The sequence below is a fragment of the Methylomonas koyamae genome (assembly GCF_019669905.1).
Lineage (GTDB): Bacteria > Pseudomonadota > Gammaproteobacteria > Methylococcales > Methylomonadaceae > Methylomonas > Methylomonas koyamae.
The window spans coordinates 790,155-806,332 of sequence record NZ_AP019777.1 but is presented as its reverse complement, the minus strand read 5'-3'; the positions used below and the strand labels follow the sequence as shown (position 1 = coordinate 806,332).

11 protein-coding genes are annotated in these 16,178 nt (G+C 57.6%); 5 read left to right on the top strand and 6 right to left on the bottom strand.

Annotation, left to right across the window (positions count from 1 at the left end; all coding sequences use genetic code 11):
- Positions 1–13: 13 nt before the first annotated feature.
- Both MKFW12EY_RS03915 and glgC read right to left on the bottom strand, forming a co-directional pair.
- Positions 14–1,705 carry a glycoside hydrolase family 57 protein gene (locus MKFW12EY_RS03915; RefSeq protein ID WP_054761613.1) on the bottom strand — a complete coding sequence of 564 codons (1,692 nt, stop codon included), beginning with the start codon at positions 1,703–1,705 and terminating at the stop codon, positions 14–16.
- Positions 1,695–2,975, bottom strand: a complete 1,281-nt coding sequence (gene glgC, locus MKFW12EY_RS03910; protein WP_064020564.1) for a glucose-1-phosphate adenylyltransferase — start codon at positions 2,973–2,975, stop codon at positions 1,695–1,697. Before glgC ends, MKFW12EY_RS03915 begins: the two co-directional genes overlap by 11 nt.
- A 218-nt stretch (positions 2,976–3,193) precedes the next feature.
- Here glgC and glgB point away from each other — a divergent pair, with 218 nt between their 5' ends.
- The 5 genes from glgB to MKFW12EY_RS03885 all read left to right on the top strand — a co-directional run bounded on the left by glgB (position 3,194) and on the right by MKFW12EY_RS03885 (position 12,495).
- Positions 3,194–5,374, top strand: a complete 2,181-nt coding sequence (gene glgB, locus MKFW12EY_RS03905; protein WP_054761610.1) for a 1,4-alpha-glucan branching protein GlgB — start codon at positions 3,194–3,196, stop codon at positions 5,372–5,374.
- An 8-nt stretch (positions 5,375–5,382) separates the two neighbouring features.
- Positions 5,383–6,816 (top strand): glycogen synthase GlgA, encoded by a 1,434-nt coding sequence (gene glgA, locus MKFW12EY_RS03900; RefSeq protein ID WP_096875692.1) that lies wholly within the window; start codon positions 5,383–5,385, stop codon positions 6,814–6,816.
- The gene (locus tag MKFW12EY_RS03895) at positions 6,806–7,594 is read left to right on the top strand and encodes a secretin N-terminal domain-containing protein (protein WP_054761606.1); all 789 of its coding nucleotides are present in this window, start codon (positions 6,806–6,808) and stop codon (positions 7,592–7,594) included. The genes glgA and MKFW12EY_RS03895 overlap by 11 nt, the downstream gene beginning before the upstream one ends.
- A 120-nt stretch (positions 7,595–7,714) precedes the next feature.
- Complete coding sequence (locus MKFW12EY_RS03890; RefSeq protein ID WP_054761604.1) at positions 7,715–8,752, top strand: extracellular solute-binding protein; 1,038 nt, start codon at positions 7,715–7,717, stop codon at positions 8,750–8,752.
- Positions 8,752–12,495 carry a bifunctional diguanylate cyclase/phosphodiesterase gene (locus tag MKFW12EY_RS03885; protein ID WP_221054035.1) on the top strand — a complete coding sequence of 1,248 codons (3,744 nt, stop codon included), beginning with the start codon at positions 8,752–8,754 and terminating at the stop codon, positions 12,493–12,495. The genes MKFW12EY_RS03890 and MKFW12EY_RS03885 overlap by 1 nt, the downstream gene beginning before the upstream one ends.
- Positions 12,496–12,499: 4 nt before the next feature.
- Here MKFW12EY_RS03885 and MKFW12EY_RS03880 read toward each other — a convergent pair whose 3' ends face one another.
- Genes MKFW12EY_RS03880 through miaB form a run of 4 tightly spaced genes read right to left on the bottom strand, consistent with a single transcriptional unit; the run spans position 12,500 to position 16,132 of the window.
- The gene (locus tag MKFW12EY_RS03880; RefSeq protein ID WP_054761594.1) at positions 12,500–13,339 is read right to left on the bottom strand and encodes a CorC family transporter; all 840 of its coding nucleotides are present in this window, start codon (positions 13,337–13,339) and stop codon (positions 12,500–12,502) included.
- Positions 13,336–13,794 (bottom strand): rRNA maturation RNase YbeY, encoded by a 459-nt coding sequence (gene ybeY, locus MKFW12EY_RS03875; RefSeq protein ID WP_054761593.1) that lies wholly within the window; start codon positions 13,792–13,794, stop codon positions 13,336–13,338. The genes MKFW12EY_RS03880 and ybeY overlap by 4 nt, the downstream gene beginning before the upstream one ends.
- Positions 13,791–14,777 carry a PhoH family protein gene (locus tag MKFW12EY_RS03870; protein WP_054761589.1) on the bottom strand — a complete coding sequence of 329 codons (987 nt, stop codon included), beginning with the start codon at positions 14,775–14,777 and terminating at the stop codon, positions 13,791–13,793. Before MKFW12EY_RS03870 ends, ybeY begins: the two co-directional genes overlap by 4 nt.
- Positions 14,777–16,132, bottom strand: coding sequence for a tRNA (N6-isopentenyl adenosine(37)-C2)-methylthiotransferase MiaB (gene miaB, locus MKFW12EY_RS03865; protein ID WP_064020557.1), 1,356 nt, complete (start codon positions 16,130–16,132; stop codon positions 14,777–14,779). The genes MKFW12EY_RS03870 and miaB overlap by 1 nt, the downstream gene beginning before the upstream one ends.
- Between the last annotated feature and the right edge of the window lie 46 nt (positions 16,133–16,178).

Genomic DNA, 16,178 nt, shown 5'->3' with positions numbered 1-16,178 from the left:
TAGTTCCATTTTCTTATATTTGATTACCGCGGCGCATTGCGCCGCCCATTGCTGGATTACCGCTGCCTTGCGTGAACGACAAGGCCAGGTAAGCCGGCGGCTCTTCTCCCAACAACCGGTAAAGGTTGGTCAGATTGAGCCGGTACTGCTTTTCGAAGTCGCTGACCGCTTCACCGGGATTGTAGTCGCCAAACCACCAAAACCAGTCCGAACCTTCGCACACCCCTAATTGGCTTTGCGCCTGCAGCAGTTGCTGCTCGTTGAGCTTGCCGTTAGCGACGGCCCGGTCGAACGCCGCCTTGACGTCGCCCAACATATCCCAGCCGTAATTCTTATCGGCATCGCCGATCCAGGTCGAGAAAGTACCGTAGACCCAGCTTCCGGCCACCAACTTCGGCAGCGCATCCATCCGGGCTTCGGCGTTATCCAAATACTCGGCAAAGGTGGTCAGCTCGATACGTGGATGTTCGCTCAGCCGGCGGTACAAAGCGCTAAGAAAATGATAGCCGTTATCCGGAAAATATTCCCAAGCATTTTCGCCGTCCATAATGATCGACACCAAAGGCTCCCGGCTGTCGAAATCGGCGATATTTTCCAGATGTTTGATCAAATCGGCCACCGCGTCGTCGGCATGCCACTTGGAATACTCGAAACCGATCAAATCGGACAAACCGTCGTCCCGAAAAAAACAGGCGATATCTGCAGAATGCACTTTGAACGGTTGGTGCGGACTGCAATTTCCGGCGATGCCCGAGGCATGCAAACTGTTGTGCAAGACGTTTCCGCCGCTGGCGGCCCAACGAAAACCGGCTTCGGCCAGAATCTGCAACGTCCGCTCGCTGACACTGCCCTCAGACGGCCAGCAACCTTGCGGCTCGAAGCCGAAGAAATGACGAAACGTGGCCACGCCCTTCTGCAAATGCCAACGCACCCGCTCCTCGCCGCCGGGGTAGTGCTCCAGCGCGGGTAATGAGATGCCGGGTATGGCCTCGCGGGCGCAATCGATTTGCAGCATCAGCGGCATGATCGGATGGGCGTAAGGAGTGACAGACAATTCGATGCGGCCTTTTCTGGCCAGCGATTTGTAACGGTAGATGACGCGGGATAACAAGTCGCCAATGATTTCGACGATTTCGATCCGGTCGTGCAGACTGAATCCGCTGCCTTTCTCGATCAGGCGCTGCACCCGGCCGTCGCTGAGCTTGACGGTTTCCCCCATCCAAACCAGATGGTACCAGACTAGAATATCGGAAACGAATTGGGAATTGACGTAGTTGACCGAATCCTGATGCGCCTGGACCCAATCCGCCATATCGATCAGCTTGCGAAACGCGGGGTAGCGTTCGATCTGGCGTTCGCGGTTGGCTTTTTTGCAATCGCGCAATAATTTCAACCGCCGCTCCGGATCGGCCGAGATAGCCGGCTCGACCAAGGCCGCCAGTAACGGATCCTTGATCGCGATCCGATCATGCAAATAGCCGTTGACCTGGTTGGAATAATCTTCGATCTGCTCCAGCAGGATAGGGGCGAAATTGACGACCGCCTTCGCGGCCGGCGCGGCCTCCAGATGGGCGACCATATCCACGTAATCTTTGATCACATGCAGATAAGTCCAAGGCAACTTGAACTCGCCGCTCTGCATATCGCGGTATTCGGGCTGGTGCATGTGCCAACACAGCACCAGCTTCAATTTTTTAGCGGACATAATTCCGGCGTTGGCCCAACATATCGGAGGTCACCAATACGACTCCGCCCTCGCTGACGTGGAAGCGTCTTTCGTCGTCGGCCCGGTTCTCGCCGATCACGGTGCCTTCCGGCACCTGGCAGCCTTTTTCGATGATCGCTTTCTTGATCCGGCAATGGCGGCCGATATTCACTTCCGGCAGCACCACCGAATCCTGCACGGTACTGTAGGAATTGACCCGCACTTGCGAGAATAACAGCGAGTGGCGCACGATCGCGCCGGATATCACGCAGCCGCCGGATACCATCGAGTCGATGGCCTGGCCGCGGCGGTCGTCGTCGTCGAACACGAATTTGGCCGGCGGCGTCTGCGCCTGGTAGGTCCAGATCGGCCAGGTGTTGTCGTACAGATTCAGGTCCGGTTTGACGCCAACCAATTCCATATTAGCGGTCCAGTAGGCGTCGATCGTGCCTACGTCGCGCCAGTAGCTTTGTTGGCCGCTTTGCAAATCCAAAAACGGATAGGCGTTGACCCGGTATTTGTCGATCACCGACGGAATGATGTCTTTGCCGAAATCGCGACTGGAACCTTTGGTGTCGGCGTCTTTGATCAGTTGTTCGAACAGGAAGCCGGCGTTAAAAATGTAAATACCCATGGACGCCAGCGCGGTGTTTTCCCGGCCCGGCATCACCGGCGGGTTCTCCGGCTTTTCGACGAAAGCCTTGACCCGGCGATTGTCGTCGACATGCATCACGCCGAAGGCCTTGGCATCTTCCAGCGACACTTCGATACAGCCTATAGTCAGGTCGGCCTTGTTGGCGACATGGTCGGCCAGCATCACCGAGTAATCCATTTTGTAGATGTGGTCGCCGGCCAACACCAGCACGAATTCAGGATTGCGCGCCCGCAGGATGTCGATGTTTTGGTAGATCGCATCGGCTGTGCCCTGATACCAGGAGTGTTCGTCGTGGCGTTGCTGCGCCGGCATCAAATCCACGTATTCGCCGAATTCGCCGCGCAGAAAGCCCCAGCCTTGCTGGATGTGCCGAATCAAAGAATCGGCTTTGTATTGGGTCAGGATGCCGATCTTGCGGATATCCGAGTTGATGCAGTTCGACAGAGGAAAGTCGATAATCCGAAACTTGCCGCCAAAGGGTACCGCAGGCTTTGCCCGCCAGTCCGTCATATTCTTCAACCGCGAGCCGCGGCCGCCAGCCAGAATTAAAGCGATGGTATTGCGGGTTAAATCGTTTACCCGTCTCTCCTGCTGATGTGTATCGACGACTGACATGTAATTCCTCATTCAATTGATAAGCTTCACTACTGCAAATACGGACACCGACGGGTTGACACAGATTTCTCGACCTGCCACTTGCCGCGCTGAGCCATTATCGTTACTCTTCACGGAAAAGTAAAAACCCAAGCGCATTGCTATTAATAACGTCGGTGTTTTAACCCAATTGCCGTCCCCGCCAAACGCTAAACCTAACTATACTGAGGCCCTGCAAAATGAACAAGCCAAGCCAATTACATTCGCTTGATTCAGAACTCGTCAAAATCAAAGATGCCAAGCATCACGATCCTTTCTCGGTCTTGGGCCGCCATACCGTAGGCAGCGACACCATCATCCGCACCTTTTTGCCCTACGCCGAATCCGTCAAATTCGAAGCCGACGGCGGCGAATTCCAGCGCATCCCGGACAGCGATTTCTTCGAATACCGCCCCGGCAAAACCGCCGTTATTCCTGCGCACTACCAATTGTCCTGGTTGGACAAGGACGGCCATACTCACCGCCACTACGACCCCTATTGCTTCGGCCCGGTGTTGCCGGAATTCGACCAGCATTTGTTCGGCGAGGGCCGGCATTGGCACATTTACCAAAAGCTCGGCGCACACCAGCTTACGGTCGACGGCATTGAGGGCGTGCATTTCGCGGTCTGGGCGCCTAATGCGCAACGGGTCAGCGTCATCGGCGATTTCAACCGCTGGGACGGCCGCGGCCATCCGATGCGCAGCCTGGGCAGCAGCGGCATTTGGGAAATCTTCATTCCGGGCTTGAGCGCCGGCTGCCTGTACAAATTCGAAATCCTCAATCGCCACAGCGGCCAGGTGCTGGTTAAAACCGACCCCTACGGCCAACAATTCGAATTTCGCCCGGCCACCGCGGCGGTCGTCGTCGACGAGAACGCTTACACCTGGGGCGACGGCGCCTGGATGGAACAAAGGCCGCAACACGACTGGCTGCACCAACCGATGTCGATCTACGAGGTACATCTGGGTTCATGGCGGCGCGACCATCGCGGCAATTTCCTGAACTACCGCGAACTGGCCGAACAATTGGTCGATTACGTCAAGGAGATGGGCTTTACCCACATCGAACTGTTGCCGGTCACCGAACATCCGCTGGACATTTCCTGGGGCTACCAGACCACCGGTTATTTCGCGCCGACCAGCCGCCACGGCACGCCGGACGACTTCCGCTTTTTCGTCGACCATTGCCACCAGAACGGTATCGGCGTGATTCTGGATTGGGTCCCGGCCCATTTCCCGAAGGACAGCTTCGCGCTGGGCCGCTTCGACGGCACCCCGTTGTACGAACACGAAGACCCGCGCAAAGGCGAACACCGCGATTGGGGCACACTGATCTACAACTACAGCCGTAACGAAGTGAAAAACTTCCTGCTGTCCAGCGCCTTCTTCTGGCTGGAGGAATTCCATCTGGACGGCCTGCGGGTCGATGCGGTGGCGTCTATGCTGTATCTGGATTACTCGCGCGACGCCAACGACTGGATTCCGAACATGTACGGCGGCAACGAAAACCTGGAAGCGATCGACTTCTTGCGCCACATGAATACCGTCACTCACGAGCAGCACCCCGGCACCGTGATCATGGCCGAGGAATCCACCTCGTGGCCGCAAGTGACCCGGCCGACCTGGACCGGCGGCCTGGGTTTCTCGATGAAATGGAACATGGGCTGGATGCACGACATTCTGCATTACATGCAGGAGGAACCGATCCACCGCTCCTACCATCACGATTCGCTGACTTTCGGCCTGCTCTATGCATTTACCGAAAACTTCGTACTGCCGTTTTCCCACGACGAAGTGGTACACGGCAAAGGCTCGATGCTGAACAAAATGCCCGGCGACGAATGGCAGCGCTTCGCCAACCTGCGTCTGTTGTACACGATGATGTTTACCTATCCCGGTAAAAAACTGTTGTTCATGGGCTGCGAATTCGGCCAGGGCACCGAATGGAGCTGCAACCGTACGCTGGACTGGTACGTACTGGATTACGCCCACCATCGCGGCTTACAGACGCTGGTCAAGGATCTGAACAAACTTTACCGCAACCATGCCGCGTTGCACCGTTACGATTTCGAACACCAAGGCTTCGAATGGATCGACTGCCACGACTACCAGCAATCCATCATCAGTTACCGCCGCAAATCTGCGCACGAAGACTTGATCGTGGTGCTGAACTTTACGCCGGTGCCGCGGGAAAGTTACCGGATCGGCGTGCCCAATCCCGGCACCTACTACGAGATATTCAATTCCGATTCGCAATACTACGATGGTAGCAACCTTGGCAATGGCGCCGTGCTTAGCGAACCGCAACCGTGGATGGGCCAACAACACTCGATTGCGATCACGTTACCGCCCTTGGCCGGCATCATCTTGAAAATGTAATTTGCCACATGAAAAAAATTCTGTTCGCCAGCAGCGAAACCCATCCCCTGATCAAAACCGGCGGCCTGGCTGACGTCGCCGGCAGTTTGCCGCTAGCCTTGGCCGATTTGGGCCAGGACGTGCGCATCATCATGCCCAACTACCAGGCCATCAAGAACTGCGAACCGGGCCGCTACCTGTGTACGGTGCGCGTCAACAATTGCGACGTCAACTTATTGGAAACCCGGTTGCCGGACAGCAACGTCATCGTCTGGCTGGTCGATTACCCGCCGTTTTTCAACGTCCCCGGCAACCCCTACCTGGACGAAGCCGGTCGGCCCTGGGCCAATATCGGCGAACGCTTTGCGCTGTTTTGCCGCATCATCGTCGAAGTGGCGATGAACCGGGCCTACCTGGACTGGCGCACCGACATCCTGCATTGCAACGACTGGCAAACCGGACTGGCGCCGGCGCTGTTGTCGTTGGAGCAGGAGCGGCCAGCAACGGTGTTTACGATCCATAACATGGCTTACCAGGGCCTGTTTCCCGGCAGCGCCTATTCGCAACTGAATTTGCCCGGCCAGTTGTTGCACCCGGAAGGGCTCGAATTCCACGGCATGCTGTCGTTCATCAAGGGCGGTTTGGCCTATTCCGACCGCATCACCACGGTCAGCCCCACCTACGCTCAGGAAATCCAGACTCCGGAATTCGGCTACGGCCTGGAAGGCTTGCTGGCGCACAAGCAACAACAACTGAGCGGCATCATTAACGGCATCGATACGACAGTTTGGGACCCGAGCAGCGACAGTTATCTGGCGCACAATTACACGGCGGACAAGTTGGAAGGCAAACAGGCCAATAAAGCTGCGTTGCAACAGGAGTTGGGCCTACCGGTCGAGGCCGATGTGCCGTTATTCGGCCTGATCGGCCGGCTGGTGGAACAGAAGGGCATAGACTTAGTATTGAACTGTCTGGCCGAAATGACGAACTTACCGCTGCAATTCGCCTTGCTGGGCAGCGGCGACAAGAGCATAGAATACCGCTTGCAGGAATTCGCCCGGCTCTATCCGGAAAAAGTGGCCGTGACGATAGGCTACGACGAGCGTTTGGCGCACCGGATCGAAGCCGGCTCCGACATCTTCCTGATGCCGTCGCGGTTCGAACCTTGCGGACTGAACCAAATGTACAGCCAACGTTACGGCACCATCCCGATTGTCCGAAGAACCGGCGGCCTGGCCGATACCGTGGTCGACTCCCTACCGGAAAGCATCGCCAACGGTACGGCCAGCGGCATCTCTTTCAACGATGCCTCGGCGGCGGCATTGATCGAAGCCATCAAGCGCAGCCTGGTCCTGTTCCACAATCCCAAAATCTGGCGCCAGATCCAACGCAATGCGATGGCCAAGGATTTCTCGTGGAAAAACAGCGCGGCACAATACCTGGCCTTGTACGATGAAATATAAGGCGGTTTGCCTGGCGCTGGTGGTATTAGCCGGGCAAACCACGCTGGCCGGCGAGCCGGTGATGGAAGTGATTCCGCTCGCCAACCGGCCGGCTGCCGAAATCCTGCCGTTGTTGGCGCCGCTACTGGACGGCGAAGACCGGGTGGTGGACAACGGCAGCAGCCTGATCGTCAGAACCAGCCCGGAACGGCTGGCGAATATCCAATCGCTGGTCCGCAAACTGGACGCCCGCCTCAGCAATCTTATGATCAGCGTGTTGCAGACCAGTACCAAAACCGCCGCCGAACTCAACGCTGAGGCGGCAATCGCCGTGTCGCCGCATGCGATTCGGATGCGGGGCATGGTCGGCAACACGGCCGATTTGGAAAACCGCCAGCAACACCAACAATTGCGTACCCTGGAAGGCCAGCCGGCCATCATCAGAACCGGCGAAGTCCGGCCGGTACATAGCCACAACGTCTACCAGTACGGTTACGGCGCCACCGTCTACAGTAACACCCAAATGGTCGAAGCGACGACCGGCTTCGCCGTCACACCGCGCTTGGTCGGCCAGCAAGTGGTCCTCGATGTCGCCCCCTGGTCGGACCGCTTTCGCCAGAACGGCCAACTCGACACCCAATCGGCGCAGACCTCGATACGCGCCAATCTGGGCGAATGGGTCGAAATCGCCGGCAACGTCGACGACGAAAATAGCCAAGGTAGCGGCTTCGATAGCTTCAACCACGCTAGCCGGCACAACCGGCTGCGGATACTGATAAAAGTGGAAACCGCCGATTAATCGGTTTTAGTCGGCAAAATGCCGTGCCGGCGACGTTTTCAGCGTCGATCGGCCCACGCCCGGCCTCATCCGCCAATATACTTAGGCATCTTCGTCAACCGCGCGTAAGTCACACCCTATATGACTCCACGTTTTCTATCCTTGGCCGCAATCGCGGCGATTGCGTTTATTGCCGCGCTCTGCCCTGCGCCGGCAGCCGCACAGGATATTCTGCGAATTTTGGCCTGGGCCGGTTACGCCGACGCCGATACCGTCCGCGAGTTCGAAATTCGCCACGGCGCCGCAGTGGAAGTAACTTACGCCAATTCCGACGACGACCTGTGGTACAAAATCAACAGCGCCGCCTACGACGTGTTTGCAGTCAATACCGCCGAATTGCAGCGTTATATCGACCGGCATTTGGTACAGGCGCTCGATCCCGGCCGGCTCGCCAATCATGCCCGGCAATTGCCGCGCTTCCGCGATCTGCATGCGATTCCCGGCTTGGTACGGCAGGGGCAAGTATTTGCAATCCCCTACACCTACGCGGAAATGGGCTTGATCTACAACCGCAAAACCATGGCCGAAGCGCCGCGATCGATGGCCGCAATGTGGGATACGGCCTACCGGGGCCGGGTGCTGGCGTTCAATACCAGCAACCATAATTTCTCGTTGGTCGGGCTGTTGCTGGGGGCCGCCGACCCGTTTCGCCTCTCCGATCGCGAGCTGGCCACAGCCGCGCGGGAACTGGCGAAATTGCGCCGCAACGTGCTGACTTTTTATTCGACTGCGGAAGAAGCGGTGGAACTGTTTACCCGCCACGACGTTGCGCTGGTGTTCGGCAATTACGGCAACCAACAATTGAAGGCCTTGCGCGATGCCGGCGCCGATGTCGGCTACGTCATTCCGCAAGAAGGCGCGCTGGCTTGGCTGGACTGCTGGGCCGTTACCCGCAACACAGGCAACCCGGATTTGGCCGCACAATGGATCGATTACACGCTGGAACCGGCCGTCAGCGAACGCCTCAGCATTCGCCACGGCCTGGCCAATACCGTTACCGTCCAGCCCGGCGGCGAAACCCGGCAAAAACTGGTCTGGCTGGAACCCGTCGCCAATCCCGAGTTGCAAAAGCGGCTTTGGGACCGCATCATTTCCGGCGAACCGCCCGAGGCGTTTTAATGCGGGCGAGCGTCGGCATCAAACTGGGATTCTGGCTGGCGTTGCTCGGCACCGCTTCCACCGGTTTGACCGGTTACTACGTCTACGACCGCAGCCGACAATTGCTGGTCGGTGCCGCACAGGCCCAATTGTTGAGCACGGTCCAGGGCTTGTCTCACCGCTTCGGCGATGCGCTGGCCACAACCGCGAAAGACGCAAAAACACTGGCGAATTTATCGCTTTGCCGGCAAATCGCCTTGGCCAAACCCGGCAGCGAGCCGGCCGCGGCCAAGGCGCAACTGGCCGACCTGTTTTCCGCCTTGCTGAAGAGCCACCCGGAATACAGCCAGGTCCGGCTGATCCACGCCCAGCGCTACGGTAAGGAACTGGTCCGGGTCGACCGCGACCGCGACAGTGTGCAAATCGTGACGGATGCGCAATTGCAGGAAAAAAACCATTTTCCGTATGTATTCGAGACCCTCAGCCTGCCCGCTACCGAAGAGATATACGTCTCGGAGATCAATTTAAACCAGGAACTGGGCGCCCATCAGGGTTTCGGCAAACCGACCGTACGCGTCGCCGTACCGATTGGGTCCGCGCCAGACGGCTACATCGCGCTGGTAGTGGTCAACGTCGATCTGGACGGCCTGTTCACACTGATCGCCGGCAAATTGCCCGCCGGCATCCGCTTGTTGCTCAGCAACGGCAGCGGCGATTATCTGATCCACCCCGACCAGGCCAAAACCTTCGGCTTCGAGCGCGGCCGCCGCTTCGTGATACAAGACGACATCCCCGAAGTCGGCGAGGTGTTGTACGGCAAACGCACGTCTGCGGTATTTGCCACCGGAACCGAGCAAACCTTGGCGGCATCGTCTTTGGCGGCGTTCGCCAAGTTACCGCTGGGTCCGCAAAACCGGCGTTTCGCGCTGTTGGGCGTTTACACGCCGCTGGCCGAGGTGTTGGCCGGCAGCCATACCCTGGGCTGGAAGGTCGTGGAGATCACGGCGATCTTCAGCCTGCTGGCCAGCGCGATCTCATTGGTTTTGGCCAGAATCCTGGCCAAGCCGCTGAACCAGATGACCCAGGCCGTCAGCCGGTTTCAACTGGGGCAAACCCTGGATGCGGCCCCTACCGGCCGCCGCGACGAAATCGGTTATCTGGCCAACAGTTTCGTGTCGATGACCCAACAATTGAACGCCCAGGTCGCCGAATTGTATGCGTCCGAAGCGAAATTGCACGCCATTCTGGACAATGCTCCGGTCGGCATCTGGTTGATTGGCATGGACCGGCGATTTGCCTTCGCCAACAAGACCTTTTGCAGCCATCTGGGCCTGCCGGAAAAGCAAGTCGTCGCCTACCCGAACTTGGCCGAATTGCTGGGCGAGGAATTGGCCGCCCGCTTTAGCGTGGCCGACCAGGCCTGCCTGAACGGCGCCGACCCGGTCCACCAAGCGTTGGAACGGGTAAAATTCGCCGACGGCAAGCGCCGGGTCCTGCAGATTACCCGAACCCGGCTGCAAGACATCAACGGCAAACCGGTCGGCGTGATCGGCATCGCCATGGACATTTCCGACCGCCAGCATGCGGCTGACCGCGAACGCGCCCACAACCACGTCCTGGAGCTGGTCGCCAAGGGCGCGCCGTTGGCCGGCACTCTGGACGCCGTGGTCCTGGCAGTCGAAACCCAGAATCCGGACCTGCTCTGCTCGATCCTGTTATTGGATGAGCAAGGCAAACGCTTGCATATAGCGGCCGCGCCCCACTTGCCGGGCTTAGCCGACAGGGCGCTGGAAGGCTTGCCGGTCGAGATCGGTGCCGACAACCACGCCAACGCAGCCTATTGCGTCGAGCGCACCATCGTCGAAGACATCCAGCAGCATCCGTATTGGGCACCGTTCAAAGAGCTGGCCGCCCAGGCCGGACTCGGCGCCTGCTGGTCGGAACCGATCCGCGACGCTTCCGGCAAACTGCTCGGCTGCCTGGCGATTTACCAACACAAACCGGCCGCACCGAATGCCGACGACTTGCTGGCCATAGAGCAGGCCGCCAACCTGGCCGGCATTGCCGTCGAACGCAGCCGCAGCACCGAGGCGCTGCAATTGGCGTCGCTGGTATACCAGAACAGCAGCGAAGCGATGGCAGTGATGGATGCCGACTGCGCCATCATCACGGTCAACCCGGCTTTTACCGAACTGACCGGCTATACGCTGGCCGAGGTAGCCGGCCAAAGCCACGCCATCTTGAATTCGAATCGGCAGAGCGAGCAGTTTTACCAAGCCATGCTGCATGCAATCGGCAGCAGCGGCCACTGGAAAGGCGAACTTTGGAACCGGCGCAAGAACGGCGAGATCTTTGCCGAATTGCTGACCATCAACACCATTTTCAACGCCGACGGTAGCCCGCACCGGCGCGTGGCGATGTTCTCGGACATCACCCAGAAAAAACAATCCGAGGAATTGATCTGGACCCAGGCCAATTTCGATCCGCTGACCGGCTTGCCCAACCGGCGCATGTTCCACGACCGGCTGGACCAGGAAACCAAAAAGAGCCAACGCAGCGGCTTGCCGCTGGCGCTGATTTTCATCGACCTGGACTGGTTCAAGGAAATCAACGATACGCTGGGCCACGACATGGGCGACATGCTGTTGAAAGACGCCGCGCTACGTTTGAGCCGTTGCGTGCGGGAATCGGATACGGTGGCGCGGCTCGGCGGCGACGAATTCACGATGATACTGCCGGAACTGGACGACATTGCCAGCGCCGAGCGGGTTGCGCAAAGTATTTTGCGAACGTTGGCCGAACCCTTCCAACTGAAAAACAAGGTCGCCTATTTATCGGCCAGCGTCGGCATTACCCTGTATCCGCAAGACGCCGAAAAAATCGATGCGTTGATCAAAAACGCCGACCAGGCCATGTACGCCGCCAAGCATCAGGGCCGCAACCGCTATTGTTATTTCACGCCAGCCATGCATGCCGCCGCCCACAAACGGATGTTGATCGCCGGCGATTTGCGTAGCGCGCTGGCAAACGGCCAGTTCCGGCTTTACTACCAACCGATCGTCGAACTGGCTTCCGGCAAGATTATGAAGGCCGAGGCCCTATTGCGCTGGCACCACCCCGAGCGCGGGCCGATCAATCCGGCCGAGTTCATCCCGATTGCCGAAGACAACGGCCTGATCGTCGATATCGGCAACTGGGTGTTCGAGCAGGCCGCGCGGCAAGCCCGGCGCTGGCGGGAGCATTACCATCCCGAGTTCCAGATCAGTATCAACAAATCTCCGGCGCAATTTTACGGCAGCCAATCGCACGACGCATGGCTCGACTATCTGCAGGAATTGGGGCTGGCGGGGCAAGGGCTGGTCGTGGAAATTACCGAGGGACTGCTGCTGGATGCCAGCAATGTGGTACGAAACAGCCTGCAAGCGTTTCGCGACGCCGGCATGCAGATATCGCTGGACGACTTCGGCACCGGTTATTCGGCATTGGCTTATCTGAAAAAATTCGATATCGATTATTTGAAAATCGACCGTTCCTTCGTCGCCAATTTAGCGCCGGACTCGAGCGACATGGCGTTATGCGAAGCCATCATCGTCATGGCGCACAAGCTGGGCATGCAGGTGATCGCCGAAGGCCTGGAAACCGAAAACCAGCACCGCTTGCTGCTGGAATCCGGCTGCGACTTCGGCCAGGGCTACCACTTTTCGCGGCCATTGCCGGCCGAGGATTTCGAGCGGTTTTTAAGTGCGGCCGAGCGGCCGGACTGAACGCTTACTTGATTTTAAGTTTTAGCAGATGCACGCGGCGGTTATCGGCTCGCAACACCTCGAAACAAAAATCGCCGATTTCGACTTTTTCGCCTTTCTTTGGAAAATGCTCCAAACGTTGCACGATCAAACCGCCGATGGTGTCGTATTCGTCGTCTTCCAGATCGGCGGAAAAATAGTCGTTGAATTCTTCTATCGGCGTTAATGCGTTCAGAATGAACTCTTTTTCGCCGCGCTGCGAAATGAATTCCTGGACCTCGTCATCGTCGTGCTCGTCCTCGATTTTGCCGACGATTTGCTCCAGTACGTCTTCGATGGTAACCAAGCCGGCGGCGTTGCCGTATTCATCGACCACGATCGCCATATGGTTGCGTTCGGTACGAAATTCCTTCAGTAACACGTTCAGCCGTTTGCTTTCCGGCACCAAGTTGACCGGCCGCATCACGTCTTCCACCTTCAGCGCTTTGTTGCGCAAGGCATGGGCCAACAAATCCTTGGCCAACAGAATGCCGACCACTTTGCTGCGGTCTTCTTCGATGACGGGAAAACGGGAATGGGCAAATTCGACGACCAGCGGAAAGATGGTTTCCAATTCGGCCTCGCGCGGCACCACCACCATCTGCGAACGCGGGATCATGATGTCTCTGACTCGCATCTCCGCGACATGCATGACGCCTTCCATCATGGATAACGCGTCGGAATCGAGCAAATGTTTTTCTTGCGACTCTCTTAATATCTCCAGCAAGTCTTCCTGATCTTGCGGCTCCCCACTCAGAAAATGGCCGATGCGTTCGATCAGGCTTTTCTGATGGGGCTGGCTACTCGGGGGGTTACCATCGCTCATTGCTTACTATCCTCCAGATAGGGATTGGCTATGTTTAATCGGCTTAGAATGTCAATTTCCAGCGCTTCCATTTGTTCCGCGTCTTGCTCTTCGATGTGGTCATACCCTAGCAAATGCAATACGCCGTGTACAGTGATATGCGCCCAATGGTGTTCGGGCAATTTGCCTTGTTCGGCCGCCTCGCGCGCCAGCACCGGCGCACAAATCACCAGATCGCCCAACAGGTCGAGCTCCACGCCCGGCGGCGCCTCGAACGGAAAGCTGAGGATATTGGTCGGGCCGGATTTGTGCCGGTATTGGCTGTTCAATTCGGCGCTTTCCGCAGTATCGACCAGACGAATCGTCACTTCGCTGTCGCGTTGGAAATCGGATAAGGCGGCGTCGACCCAGGCTTGGAATTGCTCGGCGGCGGGATAGACCGACTCGGTAGCAATTTGCAAATCGATATAGTTCACGGCGTGTTTTTGCCCTGTTCCAGATCGTAGCGGTCGTACGCCGCGACGATGCGTTGCACCAACGGGTGCCTGACCACGTCGCGCACGCCGAAAAAGGTGAAGCTGATCCCTTCCACGTCTTTCAATACTTTCAAAACATGCTTCAGGCCGGACATTTTTTCGCTGGGCAGGTCGATTTGAGTCACGTCGCCGGTAATCACCGCGGTGGAGCCGAAACCGACCCGGGTCAAGAACATTTTGATCTGTTCCACCGTGGTATTTTGGGCTTCGTCGAGAATGATGAAGGAATCGTTCAAGGTTCTGCCGCGCATGAACGCCAACGGCGCGACTTCGATGACGTTTTTCTCCAGCAGTTTCTCGACCCGCTCGAAGCCGAGCATATCGTATAAAGCGTCGTACAACGGCCGCAAATAAGGGTCGACTTTCTGCGCCATGTCGCCGGGCAAAAAACCCAGTTTCTCGCCGGCTTCTACGGCCGGGCGCACCAAGACGATCCGCCGGACGGTCTCGTTTTGCAAGGCTTCGACGGCACAAGCCACCGCCAGATAGGTTTTACCGGTGCCGGCCGGACCGACGCCGAAATTGATGTCGTGGCTGAGAATCTTGCGCAAATAATCCTGCTGATTGTGGCCACGGCCTTTAATCACGCCGCGCTTGGTGCGAATCGCTACCGGCTCGTGGTTGGCCGCAGGCTGCAGCAGTTGGTCGATGCTGGCATCCTGCAAACTCAGGTGCACCTGCTCCGGGGTAATTTCTTCGCGCTCGGTCATTTCGAACAGTTTTTGAATCACCGCGCAAGCCGCTTTGACCGCAGCATCGACGCCGGTGACTCGAAAATGGTTGCTGCGGTTGGCAATGTCCACATGCAGGCGCTGTTCGATTTGGCGGATGTGGCTATCGAGTTGGCCGCAGAAATTGGACAGGCGCTGGGCGTCGTCCGGCAACAGCGTGATTTCTTGAGAAAAATGCGAGGTATTCAACACTAGGCGGTCTGTCTGACTTTTTCGATGGAGGATTCCGACACGCGGCCGCGCAAAGAATTCGGCAACGCTTCGGTAATCAACACGTCGACGAATTGGCCGATCAGGCGCGGATGGGCGGCAAAATTTACCACCCGGTTGTTCTCGGTACGCCCGGTCAAGTGCAACGGATTTTTCTTCGAAACCCCTTCCACCAACACGCTTTGCACGCTGCCGACCATCCCTTCCGAAATGGCCATGAACATCTGGTTCAAACGTTCTTTCAAGCGTTGCAGACGCTGCTCCTTCACTTCGATGCTGACGTCGTCGGCAAAATTCGCCGCCGGCGTGCCGGGTCTGGCGCTAAAAATAAAACTGTAGGAAAAGTCGAAGCCGACTTCCTCGATCAGCGCCATCGTATCTTCGAAATCCTGCTCGGTTTCGCCGGGAAAACCGATTATGAAATCCGACGACAAACTGATTCCCGGCCGCACCGCTTTGATTTTGCGCATGATCTCCAGGTAATCCTCGCGGCGGTGGCCGCGTTTCATTTCGGCCAGAATCCGGTTGCTGCCGCTTTGCACCGGCAGATGTAGGTGGTTGACCAACTGCGGAATCTCGGCGAAGGCCTCGATGATGTCGTCGGTGAATTCCAGCGGGTGAGAGGTGGTAAAGCGGATGCGGTCGATGCCGTCGACGGCGGCGACGCAGTGCAACAACAAGGCGAAGCTGGCGATGTCGCCGTCTTCCATGGCGCCGCGGTAGGCGTTGACGTTCTGGCCGAGCAGATTTATCTCGCGGACGCCTTGCTTGGCCAGCGTTTCGATTTCGGCAATCACATCGTTCAGCGGCCGGCTGACTTCCTCGCCGCGGGTGTAAGGTACGACGCAATAAGTGCAATATTTGCTGCAACCTTCCATCACCGACACGAAGGCTTTCGGACCTTCGGCGCGCGGCTCAGGCAGGTTGTCGAATTTTTCGATTTCCGGGAAGGAAATATCGACCACATGTTTGTCGCCGCTACGCGCCTTGTTCAACAGTTCCGGCAGACGATGCAGGGTTTGCGGCCCGAAGACGATGTCGACGTAAGGTGCGCGCTTTTGAAGAGCCGCGCCTTCCTGGCTGGCGACGCAACCGCCGACGCCGATAATCACATCCGGGCGTTTGTCTTTGATCTTTTTCCAACGCCCGACCGCAGAAAACACTTTTTCCTGGGCTTTTTCCCGGATCGAACAGGTGTTCAGCAATAACACGTCGGCCTGTTCGGGGATATCGGTCAATTCCAAACCGTGCGATGCTTGCAGTACGTCCCGCATCTTGTCGGAATCGTACTCGTTCATTTGACAACCGTTAGTCTGTATATAAAGTTTTTGCGCCATGCTTGATGAGATACTCCAGCTCCTCTCACTAACAAAAAACCCCCGT

Excerpts from the sequence above, each read along its gene's own strand:
- MKFW12EY_RS03880 (WP_054761594.1), bottom strand. The coding sequence starts at position 13,339 with ATGAGCGATGGTAACCCCCCGAGTAGCCAGCCCCATCAGAAAAGCCTG.
- glgC (WP_064020564.1), bottom strand. The coding sequence starts at position 2,975 with ATGTCAGTCGTCGATACACATCAGCAGGAGAGACGGGTAAACGATTTA.
- MKFW12EY_RS03890 (WP_054761604.1), top strand. The coding sequence starts at position 7,715 with ATGACTCCACGTTTTCTATCCTTGGCCGCAATCGCGGCGATTGCGTTT.
- MKFW12EY_RS03885 (WP_221054035.1), top strand. The coding sequence starts at position 8,752 with ATGCGGGCGAGCGTCGGCATCAAACTGGGATTCTGGCTGGCGTTGCTC.
- MKFW12EY_RS03915 (WP_054761613.1), bottom strand. The coding sequence starts at position 1,705 with ATGTCCGCTAAAAAATTGAAGCTGGTGCTGTGTTGGCACATGCACCAG.
- MKFW12EY_RS03895 (WP_054761606.1), top strand. The coding sequence starts at position 6,806 with ATGAAATATAAGGCGGTTTGCCTGGCGCTGGTGGTATTAGCCGGGCAA.
- glgB (WP_054761610.1), top strand. The coding sequence starts at position 3,194 with ATGAACAAGCCAAGCCAATTACATTCGCTTGATTCAGAACTCGTCAAA.
- miaB (WP_064020557.1), bottom strand. The coding sequence starts at position 16,132 with ATGGCGCAAAAACTTTATATACAGACTAACGGTTGTCAAATGAACGAG.
- glgA (WP_096875692.1), top strand. The coding sequence starts at position 5,383 with ATGAAAAAAATTCTGTTCGCCAGCAGCGAAACCCATCCCCTGATCAAA.